Raw genomic sequence first — 12,581 nt, forward strand, 5'->3', positions numbered from 1 at the left:
TTACAACCGTTCAACTAAGTCACGACCTTTCATCCAATCAGTGACGTTTTCCTTTAATAAAAAGGTATCGATAATATCTATCGCTTTCTTAACCATATTAGATGGCAATGCATCTAAAGAAAAATAGGCTAGCTGTAAACTCTCATCGTCAAGCATTGTTAGCTGCCCCTCTATTTGTTCAGCTATAAAGACGGCGGTTACTCCATAAACCTCATCTCCGTTTGGATATAGATAATAGTCCTGTTGACCAGATAGCATGGTTATAAAACGAAGTTGGGAAGTCTGTAGCCCAGTTTCCTCTAATAATTCACGTCTAGCTGTATCCTCTAAGCTTTCGCCAGGTTCCATCGCTCCACCAGGTAACCCCCACATTCTTATATCAGAGCGTAGCTGTAGAAGAATTTGTTTCTCCTCATTAAAGACAATCACCGTCGAGCCTACTAAAATAAGGGGCATTGTCCCAACCTGTTGTCTTAGTGCTTTTACATAATCACTCATAACATTCCTCCTTTTCCCATCAACCGTTAAGTACACCTTAACATAAATATCCAGACTCATCGTATGATTGTGATAAAATAAAAGGGTGGTTTCCTAAAATCAAGGAACTTGACTATGCAATGCGATAGAAGGTTGTATAGGTCTCAAAAAAATTACAAAGAAAGTCAGTTTAAAAGGAGAAATAGAAATGACAGAAACAACTGGCTGGAAAAATAATGCGCGTAATCATCCATTCATCGCTTCATTCAGTGGGGGAAAGGATAGTGTTTTAGCTTTATATAAAGCATCACAGGTGGGGCGAGCAATTGGTCTCATTGTCATGCTGGAGGAGGAAGGGAAGCGCTCTCGATCTCACGGTATGCCACCTGAGCTTATACAGGCTCAAGCCGATTCTATTGGATTGCCAGTGTATACAGCTGCTGCTAGTTGGACGGAATATGAACATGTATTTATCGATCTTTTAAAAAATGCGAGAAATCAAGGGGCAGAGGTGTTAGTTACGGGTGATTTAGATATGCCTCAGCACGGCTGCTGGCATGATGAGGTTACGAAGAAGGTTGGATTAAAGCTTGGCATGCCATTATGGGAGATGAATCATCGGGATGCTGTTGATGAATTTATTCACTTAGGGTTTGTCACGATAGTGGTGACAGTGAATTTATCGTTAGGGATGACAGAAGAGGATTTAGGACGAATACTTACCCCTGATTATATCAAAGAGCTGGAAGAGCGTAATATTGACCCTTGCGGAGAAGGGGGAGAATTCCATACGACAGTTTTGGATGGACCTCTTTTCCGATATCCCATCAAGGTTCGTAAATGTTCTATTATTCGAGATGGGGAATATGCATTTTTACCATTAGAACTTGCTTAAACATAACCTAATCACAACGATGGATGCCTGTTTAATGGCGTATGCTACATGAGGTTACAAAAGCATCACATCCAAAACCAATCATAAAAAATGAGCACAAAGGTGATCACCTTTGTGCTTTTTGTATTTATAAGTATAAAATCCATAACAAAATGTCCAAAATAATAATTGACTAGACACTAAACGGTGTCATATAATTAGGACACCATTTAGTGTCCAATTAGAAAGGGTGGTGGTTTTGAATAATAATCATCAAGAGCGTGATGTGTATGTAGCCATTGCTGACCCTACAAGACGCCAATTGATTAATTTATTAGCAAATGCCGATGAGTTACCGCTGCACGAATTAACAGCTCATTTTGAAATGGGACGTACTGCTGTGTCTAAGCATTTAACGATTCTGAAAGACGCAGGACTTGTGATCGCTCGAAAAGAGGGTAGAGAAACAAGATATAGGCTCAATGCCGCCCCGTTGAAAGAAATACAAGATTGGATATCGATTTACGAAGACTTTTGGAAAGCAAGAATTTCAAAATTACATTTATTATTGGGGGAAGACAAATGAAACCAGATGTAGCATTAGATTTTAAATTTACAAGTTCTATCGAGCAAGTATGGCATGCCTTAACGGATTCGGATACACTTGCAAAATGGATTTGGAACAATGATTTTAAGCCGATTGTAGGTCATAAATTTCAATTCCGTGCTGAGCCAAACGAATGGTGGGATGGCATTGTCGATTGTGAGGTACTTGAAATTGAAGAGCCTCATAAACTATCTTACACATGGAGAAGTGCAGGAGAAACTACAACAGTAACGTGGACTTTGACACAAGCAGCTGATGGTACAACTCAGTTACATCTCGATCAGGGTGGATTTAGTGAAGAAACAAAAGCTCGTCAAGGAGCAATTGAAGGCGCTAAATACGCTTGGACTAACATGGGTAGTCAGCTCGAAAAAGTATTAGCCTAGTAATTGAATCAGCCTTTATGAAAAAGAGCGCAATTCCTTCAAATGAATTGTGTTCTTTCATTTTCCGAAGGTCGTTCTTCATAGGTAAATAAAGTATCCTTGTGAAAATAGTAAACACGGAAGGAAAACAGAATGAAGATTAATCAACTAATTGCTAATAATATTAACCGTTTACATGTCGACTTACCAGAAGACTTATCCCTTGGCATTGCAGGCTTGTCTGGGTCAGGGAAAACCACCTTTTGTCAAACAATAGGGGAAGAGTCCAAAAAGCGTCTTGTTTCTTTATTACCTAAAGCTGAATATCAATATTTATTTCCTGCGATTATGGAAACAAATTTTAGTGCTATTAAAATGGAGGATATGCCATTAGTTCTTTTTCTAGGGAAATCATCCATATCTACAAATCCACGTTCAACTATCGGTACGCATACAGGTGTATTTAAGGAAATACGTGATCGTTTAGCAGAAGAGTTTCAATTATCTCCAGAAGTTTTTTCCTTTAATAATGCGCTAGGCTGGTGTCCGACATGTAAAGGACGTGGTACGACGAAAAATGTTGAATGTAAAAAATGTCAGGGGAAGCGCTACAGTGAGGAGGTAGAACGTCATCAGCTACCATTAAGAGGTGAACTGTATAGTATTTCCGATATTCATCAATTAAGTGTGGAAACGATCTATTCCTTAGCAACGGAATTAAAGATTAGTGAAGAGAAGCAACATATTCTTCAAAATATTATTCAAATGAATATTGGTTATTTAACATTAAACCGCATTATGGGGACATTATCAGGGGGAGAATTAACAAGACTGTATTTGGCTGAGTTTATGGCAACGAGTGAGAATACAGTGATTATTGTTGATGAAATCTCTGTAGGTCTAGATCATGACACACTCCTGAAAATTTTAGAGCAAATTCAACGACTAGGCTCTAAAAATCAAATTTGGCTAATTGATCATTCGGATACAGTTTTAAATACAGCAGATAAACATCTATTCTTTGGACCAGGTAGTGGAAAATACGGAGGAAAAATCGTGGAAGAATCCCCTCGACCACAGCCCATTTACTGGGAACGAAGTCAGGTAAGACCTAAGACCTTCTATCAATTCCGTGACCTATATTGCCGCAATATCCAAATGGACGAAATAGAAATTCCACAAAATCAGCTTGTCACCTTCACAGGAGAGTCGGGCTGTGGAAAATCAACATTGGTGAATGAGTGTATCGCAAAGGATTTTGTAAAACGTTACCCAAAAGATAAATTAGTGATGGTAGGGCAAGATCGAAATCAATCGATTACAAGTCGATCCACCGTTGCGACATTTCTCGATATTAAAAAGAAGTTAACGAAATATAGTGAGGAAATCGATGATATTTTTCAACGCTCGATTGAAGATATTATCGTGGAGCTCCCAAAGGAAGATATTGCTCATAAACGGTTAAGCTTGCTCATCAAACTTGGCCTAGGCTATTTAACGCTGGAAAGAAAAACACAAACACTATCCACGGGTGAATTTCAATGTGTGCATTTAGTGTCAGAGCTGTTTGCCAATTCTCGAAATCCTCACACACTGTTTATTTTTGACGAGCCTTCCAAAGGATTATCCCAAAATATATTAAACCAATTTATTGATAGTGTGAGGGATATTCTGAAAGATGATTCGATTTCCATTGTTATGATTGAGCATAATGCCTATATGCTTGAAAGCTCTGATTATATCGTTGACTTTGGTAAAAGACAGCAGGGGCCAGTGACACATCTTGATGTAGTGGAGCATGAAGCATATTTTAAACAATCGCACCTTACGAAAAGCACCTCTGACCTACAAATCACATCTACTTTTGCATCGAAAAAGGGTATTCATTATTTACAAGACCATCCTATTAGCTATTTTAAAAATGCAGAAAATATATACAAAGGTGGCATTTTAAAAAGCCTATCATCCATGGCCCGCCTCATTTACGGTGAATATGAATCGAATAAGATAGCCCCTGTCATTGCGATTGATCTTGAGAGGCATTTATACAGCCAATATAGCTTTTTATATGAAATAGCTGGTCTTATCAATCATATTGTCGCGGCCCATCCGACCAATAAGGATACAAGAAGCTTTGATTTCTTTAGCCAAGAAAACCATTGTCCGAGCTGTTCAGGTCGATTACAAATAGAAGAATTCGATTTTGATGTAGTCATCCAAGATAAAACAGTGCCATTCTGGGACGGCTTATTGCATCCAGATGTGATGGAGGTTCTAAAATACTATCAGCATTCAAAATTGGCGTTCCTTTTTGAAGAGATACAAAATGAACTGGGGCAAGATATTAGTAAAAGCTATACTGATATGACAGAAGAAGAAAAGCATACATTTTTATATGGTTATTGGGACAAGTCATTTTATGATAAAGCAACAAAATCCTCGAAAAAATGGGAAGGCTTCAATTTTATTATAGGCCGTTATATCGTCATTTCTAAATCCATTATCAAAGAGCAGATGAAGGAAACAAGAAAGATGGTCCCTTGCCCAATTTGTCATGGTTCGGTTCTTAATCACCAAAAGAAATTACGTTTTGGTGACATAGATATTCGAGAAATCATCCATCAACCGATTGATGAGGTCATCAAAATAGTAGGCAATTTACCACCACTTGAAAAAATCCAAGCGATTGTAGGCAGTGATATGTCACTCATACAGGATGTCTCTTTATTGCCAAGGGAAATGCAAGTAGCACTGAAAATGCTGGAAATAGAGCTTGCCAGTTTTGTGGGCTATGAAATTGTTCTACAAAATACATTGCCATTCTGGGATAAAATTAAAGATAATATTGCTTCCATCAGCCGTAAAAACGAGGTTACAATTTGTGATTTCGCTTCTATTTATGAAACGAGAGACACAATTATTGATCAATATTTTACAAATGGTCAATATAAAAAATTAACGTATGTTTATGAAGCTTTAGGCTACAAAAAAATTGTGACGCAAATCAATAAAGTTAAAGGGAGTCATCCATGTCCATTCTGTAAGGGGAAAAAGGTTCTGACGGAAGAAGGGCTACATGACGGTGTCTATAAATTAACGGTTCCATGCGTCAGCTGTGGTGCAACCGGTATTAATGATGAGGGCCAAAAGGCAATTATCGAAGGTATTGACGTGCATACATGGCTAACGGGTACGGTCAGTGATGTTGTAAAGGAAGGAAACCAGTTGGGGGTAGTGGGGAAAATTCCTATTTTCAATCGTATTAGAGAGTTAAATAAACAAGAGATGATGGCGGTTTATCAGTACCTTGAACAGAACCGTTAAAATCCTACGTTCGAAGCCCATTTGCCAATTGCAAGTGGGTTTTTTTATGTATCACTAATTTTTCCAAAAAAGTAAACAATCAGTGGCGTCTTGGTTGTATGAACCGTACTATAAGGATAGGTAAATCGGCAGTACAAGGGAGGCCTTTGTTTGAAGAAAAAAGTATTGTTATTCGGTGACATTGGCATCGACGATACGATAGCATTGATTTATGCAAGATTACACAAAGAAATCGAAATTGTCGGGTTAATTGCCGATTATGGCAATGTATCAAGAAAGGATGCGGTAGCTAATATTTATTATGTTATGAAATTATTTGATTTTCCCGAGGGAATTCCCGTTATTTTAGGTGCAGAGATCCCACTAACCGGCGAACAGCCAACGTATTATCCAGAAATACATGGAGAACATGGACTTGGTCCGATTATCCCGAACGAAGATCATGACATAAAAATCGAAAACTTTTTGGAAATTGTTAATATTATCGAGAAACACAAGAATGATGAACTAATCATTGTCAATATTGGGCGTCTTACATCCTTAGCGACCATGTTTATTCTTTATAATCAGCTCATGCAACATGTGAAGGAAATTTATATTATGGGTGGGGCGTTTTGGGTGCCGGGCAATGTTACGACCGTAGCGGAAGCAAACTTTCACGGGGATCCATTTGCGGTTAATATTGTGCTCACCTATGCAAAAAATGTCACAATTATTCCATTGAATGCTACACAGAAGGCAATTGTTACACCAGGAATGGTTAATTATATAGACTCATTTGGAAAGACGAAAATCCTTAAACCATTGATGGAATACTATACAAAATTTTATCAAGAACGGGACCCATCACTACTAGGTAGCCCCGTCCATGATGCTTTAACGCTAATGGCAGCAATTTATCCTGAGATGTTCATCTATGAGTCATATCCTGTGATGGTTGTTGATAAATTAGATGGACCTGCTAGAGGGCAGAGCATTGCCGAAACACGACCGTTTGAAAATATAAATAGTGGTAAAAAAAGACATCGCATTGCATTTGATATCCACTATGATATATTCTTCCATCACTTTATATCTATTATGACCGGCCATGATTGGCAATAAATTATTCAAAAACACCGTCTCTTAAGACCACAAAGTCAACATTTACATTTACTTTCATATCCTTATACATTTCATGCCATTTGTCCTTTGTTAAATGGGAATATCTCACAACGCTTCTATATTTCTCCCCGAAGCCAAAAATATCGGATTCCACTTTCTGACTATGAGCAATGACTCTTGCTATTTCCTTCGACAATTTTTTTTCAATGGCTTTTTCAAGGGCAATCACGCTGTCTCGGTCACCCTGATTAATATCTGGAAATACTTCTAATACCCTTGATTTGATTTTAATGTTTAAATCAAACGCAGGTGTTTTTGCATCCAGTAATTTCATCTCTCTTGTCGAGTGGATGGCGTCGAAAGCGACCGTTATTTTATCCGCAGGTTTATGGAGTAATTTAGGAGGAATATCTTCTTGCTCCAAAATGGTTTCATATAAACCTACTTTAAACGTATCTCTGACAATTTTTACATAAAAGCTATCCTTTGCAGGAAGTGTACTAACCATTTTGCCACCTTTAAAGAGAGCTACACCACTTAGCTCCACAAATTCACCATCTCTTCTGATGGTAGGCATAGCTAAATCCTGTCCAATGGAATAATAATCATGAGCAATCTGATGAAGAGTCGCCGAAATCATATATTCCTGTTTCACATTTTGCTCGATTAATCTGAAAACATGCTGACCAATATCCTCAATATTTTGGTATTCGTATTTCAAAAATGGGGCTGCTTTACCTTCCACTACGGCCATATAAATACCGTTGCTGACGCTGGCGTTTTCTAGACTAGTATCAATATAATAACGTAAATCTTCTTTCGCCAATTCTTCACCAAACAAAATAACCCTCATTTGACCAACCATTATTTTTTTTGAAAGCTTTCTGTTCGCTTCCATTCGATTCCCTTTACTTGTGTCATTTTCTGTTGTCAAAATTTCCACTTTACTTTGGAACTCTGGATTGACTTCACGAATAACAGCTGTCGCAGCCATTTTGCTTTCTGTCCCTACATCGTAGCCAACTAATGTGGTTAATCCTACTTTATCTAAAACATTGGTTTGAGCACATCCATATAAAAAAACCAATGAGAGCAGCATAATAAAAGAGCATCTAAGCTTGTTCATTTTTGGTCACCTTCTTTGATGAAACCTTCTTTTTTAATATAGCCAAGATCCATAATAAAATAGGGTAAATAAAAATAACATAAAATGCTATATTGCCAAATACGGTGTTAATCGTATTGATTTCTGTACGGGTTTGAATGATCATTGTGAAAATGAAAACGATGAAGGAAAAAAGCCAAACAAATGTCGTGGCGCGTATTTTGACTAATCGAATGGCTCCGCGATATGCGGCCCATAAATACAGACATAAATTCGGTATAATAATGAGCATCCAAAAACAAACGGCTATAAATTCAAAACGTTCTATAAAAGGGAAGCTGATAAAGCTAAACAATGTCAATGTTGCCCAGATGGTTTTTAGTAATTTTCCCTCACTGTAATAAGCAATGGACACCATCATGACTACTAGATAAATCAATGTCGTAAACAATAATCCTAAATGAACGGGCTTGCGAATATTTTTTTTGTCTTTTACAAAGGGATAAATAACATTTAAGATTTCGAAGCCGATAATGGTAAAGGTCATGGAATGGGCACCCTTTAAAATGGAGCGAATGTCGTTTTCTAAAATAGGAAATAAACTTTCCGCTGAGGCATACTTTATTGGAAAGGCTAGCACGGGTAGTATCCATAAGGAAAGTATGATACTGAAAAAGGATACACCGACTATTACTCGAAGCCCACCTGTAAAGGCATAAATAATAATGACTAATAACGTAGCGGACAGAAACCATGTCCCAATACTAGGGAAAATCCATGCGTGAATCACTTCAATATAATTTCGCAAAACAGAAAAAAAGGCGACAGAGCAATAAGTAACATACAACGCATTTAAAAAATTGCCCATCCATTTTCCAAAAATATCTTGTTGGATGCCATATAAATCATGGGAGCCGTATATGTCTAATGTTTTAATCATGCAAAATGTGACTATATGGGTGGCAATGCCTGCTATCAGAACTGAAATCCATGCATCCTGCCTTGCATCTTGATAGATAATGCGTTGAAATCCCTGTATACCGACCCCAATTTGAGCGCTGTGCACGACAAAAAAGAGCAAATAAGCGTTAATCATCTCTTTTGGGTTAAGTTGTATAGGATTGTTCATTTCTTTCACCTTCAGTTCAACTTTTTTCCGGTTTTATTGGCTCAGGCTCGAATTTATTGGTATCTTTTGGTCTTGTTAACGCAGGTCTTTTCGCTGTATAAGGAATAGGCATTCTGATAATACTATCCCGCATTTCTTTCAACCTTGGTGGATAGAAAGGAGACAAATACGGAGCACCCAAACTTGATTGACGTAAAAGATGAATAAGAATAAAACAAAAAGCTAGCATAATGCCATAAAAACCCCAAAAGCCTGCAAGGATAATGATGGGGAAACGAATCAAACGAATCACGTTGCCCATCATATAACTCGGAGAAGTGAAGGAAGCGAGTGCACTTAAAGCAATGATAATCAATAAAATATTACTCGTAATACCTGCCTGTACGGCTGCGGTACCTATTACGATACCGCCAACGATACCGATGGTTTGTCCAATTTTTGTTGGTAGTCTTGCCCCAGCTTCTCGTAGTAATTCAATAATAAACTCTAATAATAACGCTTCGAATATAGGTGGGAAAGGAACTAAGGCTCTGGACTCACTTAATGGCACTAAAAAGGCTTGTGGAATGACCTCGTAATGAAAGGTTAAAGCGGCCACGTAAAAGGGTGTTAAATAGACGGATAAAAAGAAAGCAGATATTCGTAATAAACGAAGAAAGGTAGCAATTTGCCATCTTAAGTTTTGATCTTCCTGGCTTTGAAAAAATTCCGTAAAGGCTTGCGGGCAAATAATAGCCATCGAGCTACCATCAACTAAAACACCTATTTTTCCATCTAATAACGCATCACAAAATCTATCTGGCCTTTCCGTTAGCAGCATTTGAGGGAATACTGACAATGAATTATCATCAATCATTTCTGCCAAAACGGCACTATCAAGTAGCTCATCGACATATAAATCCGTTATTCGTTGGCGCATTGTATGGACCATTTGCACATTAGCAATGCCATTCATATATAGCAGTGAGACAGAGGTATTGGTACGCGTGCCGATTTTCAGTTTTTCATTACAAAGGTTAGGACTTACTATGTAGCGACGGATTAAAGAAATATTTGTAGTTAAGCTTTCATTAAACCCAACCTGTGCTCCAATGACCTGTGATTCATTTTCTGGTGCCGATAATGATCGGGATTCTCGCGTAGCGATATTGCCAATAAGAACTTGGGAGCAGCCGTCTATATGAATAACGACAGATCCATTGACCATCGATTCTACTGTTTCCTGTAGTAGATTGGATTTTACAATTTCGGGGATAGAAAGACTTACCTCAATGCCTTCTAGTGTTTCTTGAGGATTATTGAGCAAATTTGCAATAATGTCATTGTTCAATGTCTGATTATCGACTAAATTATCTATATAAATAAGCGTAATATTATGTGGGATGGCCTTCATTATTAAATCAGCTGGGTTATTCGTTGCATTTTGAATCGACTGAATAAAATGATCAGTTGTCGGGGCGACCCTTACAAGATTTTCTTTTGGTGGCTGTTCAACGGATGGTAGTTGTTTTTTGTTGAAAGCTAGTTTAAATTTCATGCTGAATTGTAGGCTCCCTTCATGGTTAACTTCTTTATAGATTGAACATTTGCAGGATATTCTATACTTATACTATTCTTTTTCAGTCTAACTAACATGGTCGATACATCAGGGAATTCATCTAGACAGCATTTAGCAGAAAGTGGTAAGATTAGAGTATTCTTAAAAACAGAAGGGAAATTAGACATTTATGCTAAAACTTATTATCGCGATTTAAATTCCTATGAATTTAATAGAAGGGCTATTCTATAATGTTAGAAAATTATAGATTTATTTAGTATGGCCCTTTTGCGATAACGAAGAGAAGCATAATCTTGTCTGATTCAAATAAACAGATACTTTAGTAGCCACTAAAGTGGTGAGCATTGTTTTCTGTGTATCAACAAAGGACTTTATGAGGTTTTCTCATAGGGTCTTTTTCTGTTTTTAGGAGGTGAGGATTCCACTAATAAAGATGTATTCCTATATATAATCGGAGGGAAAAAACATGGAGAAGTACGAATTGGTGTGTGATTATCGTCATGATGATCGATTAAAGGATAGTTTTAATGATTTAGCCATAAAAACATTTGGTTTGGATTTTCGAGGCTGGTATAACAGAGGGTATTGGAATGACCAATATATTCCTTATTCATTTATACATGAAGGAAAAGTGATCGCCAATGCTTCTGTATACAAAATGTCGATTTGCATAAATGGCGAGCAATTAAAGGGGATTCAGATTGGGACGGTGATGACCGATGAACATCATCGTCATCAAGGTTTGGCAAAGCAATTGATGCTACATATCATGAAGGAGTACGAAGAAGCCTGTGATTTCATGTATCTCTTTGCCAATGAAACAGTACTCGATTTTTATCCAAAGTTTGGCTTTACGCGTATCCATGAAAGTGAATTCAGCTTAGATCTTACTACAAGACCTATACAACGAAAGCAGACTAGCGTCCAACTGCTGACCATTGATCAAAATCTAGCCCTTCTTAAAGCTTATGCGAAAAATCGTTATACCCATTCAAGTGTGATTGCTGTGGAGCAAAATGAAAGCTTATTAATGTTTTATTTTACGTTAGTTTTCCCGCATGCTATTTACTATTTAGAAGAATCAGAAACAATAGTATTAATGGAGGAAGAAGAAGGGGTACTAAATATTTATGATATCATCTCTTTGCATGCTATCAATGTAGAGGATTTGCTAGCAAGTATTGTCAAGAAAACAACCAAAAAAGTAGTGTTTCATTTTACACCAGAGTTTATGATGGAAGGCATGAATGCAACCATCCTGCCAAATGATGACGACGCTTTATTCGTGCTTTCGAAAAAAACGTTTGTGCAAGGGAATTTTATGTTCCCTTTCACATCGCATTGTTAATTGCAATAGGATGGACTCTATACAAAAGCTCGTACTTTAAAAAGTGCGGGCTTTTTTTGCCACTTTTCATGTTTTGTCAAATAACTGTAACATTGCTGTTTTACGATACAACCATCAGCTTAATGGAAATGAGGTAAAACACAATGAAAAAAATCAGCATGCTATTACTTACAGTTATTTTAGCCCTATACATGGCCAAGCTATTTGGACAGGGTCATAACGACGAAGTAGCATTTATTGATGAAATCGCACCAATAGCGGTGACATTAAATCAGCAAGGTCAAGAAATATTGCCAAGCATAATTATTGCACAGGCTATATTGGAATCGAATTATGGTAAAAGTGAATTAGCTGTTAACGCAAATAACTTGTTTGGGATGAAGGGCAGGTATCATGGTAAATCCGTTAAAATGCCGACAGTTGAATATGAACATAATAAAAGCTATACAACGGAAGCAGAATTTCGAGCTTACCCCGATTGGAATAGTGCATTAAAGGACCATCGTCAGCTATTATTAGAGGGTACCAGTTGGAATGCACATCAATACGAAGAGGTTTTGGCAGCGTCAACCTATCAAGAAGCTGCCTATGCCTTGAAAAAAAGCAATTATTCGACGGATCCTTTATATCCCGAAAAATTAATGGCTATTATCGAACAATATAATCTGGAAAAATATGATCATTAGGAGT

11 protein-coding genes are annotated in these 12,581 nt (G+C 37.4%); 7 read left to right on the forward strand and 4 right to left on the reverse strand.

Annotated elements, in window-relative coordinates; genetic code table 11:
- Positions 1–498 (reverse strand): NUDIX hydrolase, encoded by a 498-nt coding sequence (locus tag ACE1MS_RS11145; RefSeq protein ID WP_036161679.1) that lies wholly within the window; start codon positions 496–498, stop codon positions 1–3.
- A gap of 187 nt (positions 499–685) precedes the next feature.
- Here ACE1MS_RS11145 and ACE1MS_RS11150 point away from each other — a divergent pair, with 187 nt between their 5' ends.
- From ACE1MS_RS11150 to ACE1MS_RS11170, 5 genes are all read left to right on the forward strand, one after another.
- A complete protein-coding gene (locus ACE1MS_RS11150) occupies positions 686–1,372 on the forward strand; it encodes a Dph6-related ATP pyrophosphatase (protein ID WP_099805833.1) in 687 nt (228 codons plus the stop codon).
- 238 nt (positions 1,373–1,610) lie between these two features.
- Positions 1,611–1,937 (forward strand): ArsR/SmtB family transcription factor, encoded by a 327-nt coding sequence (locus ACE1MS_RS11155; protein ID WP_447402287.1) that lies wholly within the window; start codon positions 1,611–1,613, stop codon positions 1,935–1,937.
- Positions 1,934–2,344 (forward strand): SRPBCC family protein, encoded by a 411-nt coding sequence (locus ACE1MS_RS11160; RefSeq protein WP_036216232.1) that lies wholly within the window; start codon positions 1,934–1,936, stop codon positions 2,342–2,344. Before ACE1MS_RS11155 ends, ACE1MS_RS11160 begins: the two co-directional genes overlap by 4 nt.
- A gap of 132 nt (positions 2,345–2,476) precedes the next feature.
- Positions 2,477–5,647, forward strand: a complete 3,171-nt coding sequence (locus tag ACE1MS_RS11165; RefSeq protein WP_447402288.1) for an ATP-binding cassette domain-containing protein — start codon at positions 2,477–2,479, stop codon at positions 5,645–5,647.
- Between the two features lie 150 nt (positions 5,648–5,797).
- Positions 5,798–6,751 (forward strand): nucleoside hydrolase, encoded by a 954-nt coding sequence (locus tag ACE1MS_RS11170; RefSeq protein ID WP_447402289.1) that lies wholly within the window; start codon positions 5,798–5,800, stop codon positions 6,749–6,751.
- Between the two features lies 1 nt (position 6,752).
- On the opposite strand, the gene ACE1MS_RS11175 is transcribed toward ACE1MS_RS11170, so the two are convergent.
- Genes ACE1MS_RS11175 through ACE1MS_RS11185 form a run of 3 tightly spaced genes read right to left on the reverse strand, consistent with a single transcriptional unit; the run spans position 6,753 to position 10,522 of the window.
- Positions 6,753–7,877: a Ger(x)C family spore germination protein gene (locus tag ACE1MS_RS11175; protein ID WP_447402290.1), complete on the reverse strand. Its 1,125-nt coding sequence runs from the start codon at positions 7,875–7,877 to the stop codon at positions 6,753–6,755.
- Positions 7,864–8,985, reverse strand: coding sequence for a GerAB/ArcD/ProY family transporter (locus ACE1MS_RS11180; protein WP_447402291.1), 1,122 nt, complete (start codon positions 8,983–8,985; stop codon positions 7,864–7,866). Before ACE1MS_RS11180 ends, ACE1MS_RS11175 begins: the two co-directional genes overlap by 14 nt.
- 16 nt (positions 8,986–9,001) lie before the next feature.
- The gene (locus tag ACE1MS_RS11185) at positions 9,002–10,522 is read right to left on the reverse strand and encodes a spore germination protein (RefSeq protein ID WP_447402292.1); all 1,521 of its coding nucleotides are present in this window, start codon (positions 10,520–10,522) and stop codon (positions 9,002–9,004) included.
- A gap of 487 nt (positions 10,523–11,009) precedes the next feature.
- Between ACE1MS_RS11185 and ACE1MS_RS11190 the strand changes: the two genes are divergently transcribed.
- A complete protein-coding gene (locus tag ACE1MS_RS11190) occupies positions 11,010–11,891 on the forward strand; it encodes a GNAT family N-acetyltransferase (RefSeq protein ID WP_447402293.1) in 882 nt (293 codons plus the stop codon).
- A 143-nt stretch (positions 11,892–12,034) separates the two neighbouring features.
- Complete coding sequence (locus ACE1MS_RS11195) at positions 12,035–12,577, forward strand: glycoside hydrolase family 73 protein (RefSeq protein WP_036216250.1); 543 nt, start codon at positions 12,035–12,037, stop codon at positions 12,575–12,577.
- The last annotated feature ends 4 nt before the right edge of the window (positions 12,578–12,581 follow it).

Source organism: Lysinibacillus sp. fkY74-1 (assembly GCF_053165895.1).

Coding starts and splice junctions, on each gene's coding strand:
- ACE1MS_RS11145 (WP_036161679.1), bottom strand. CDS start 498: ATGAGTGATTATGTAAAAGCACTAAGACAACAGGTTGGGACAATGCCC.
- ACE1MS_RS11150 (WP_099805833.1), top strand. CDS start 686: ATGACAGAAACAACTGGCTGGAAAAATAATGCGCGTAATCATCCATTC.
- ACE1MS_RS11160 (WP_036216232.1), top strand. CDS start 1,934: ATGAAACCAGATGTAGCATTAGATTTTAAATTTACAAGTTCTATCGAG.
- ACE1MS_RS11165 (WP_447402288.1), top strand. CDS start 2,477: ATGAAGATTAATCAACTAATTGCTAATAATATTAACCGTTTACATGTC.
- ACE1MS_RS11175 (WP_447402290.1), bottom strand. CDS start 7,877: ATGAACAAGCTTAGATGCTCTTTTATTATGCTGCTCTCATTGGTTTTT.
- ACE1MS_RS11180 (WP_447402291.1), bottom strand. CDS start 8,985: ATGAACAATCCTATACAACTTAACCCAAAAGAGATGATTAACGCTTAT.
- ACE1MS_RS11185 (WP_447402292.1), bottom strand. CDS start 10,522: ATGAAATTTAAACTAGCTTTCAACAAAAAACAACTACCATCCGTTGAA.
- ACE1MS_RS11190 (WP_447402293.1), top strand. CDS start 11,010: ATGGAGAAGTACGAATTGGTGTGTGATTATCGTCATGATGATCGATTA.
- ACE1MS_RS11195 (WP_036216250.1), top strand. CDS start 12,035: ATGAAAAAAATCAGCATGCTATTACTTACAGTTATTTTAGCCCTATAC.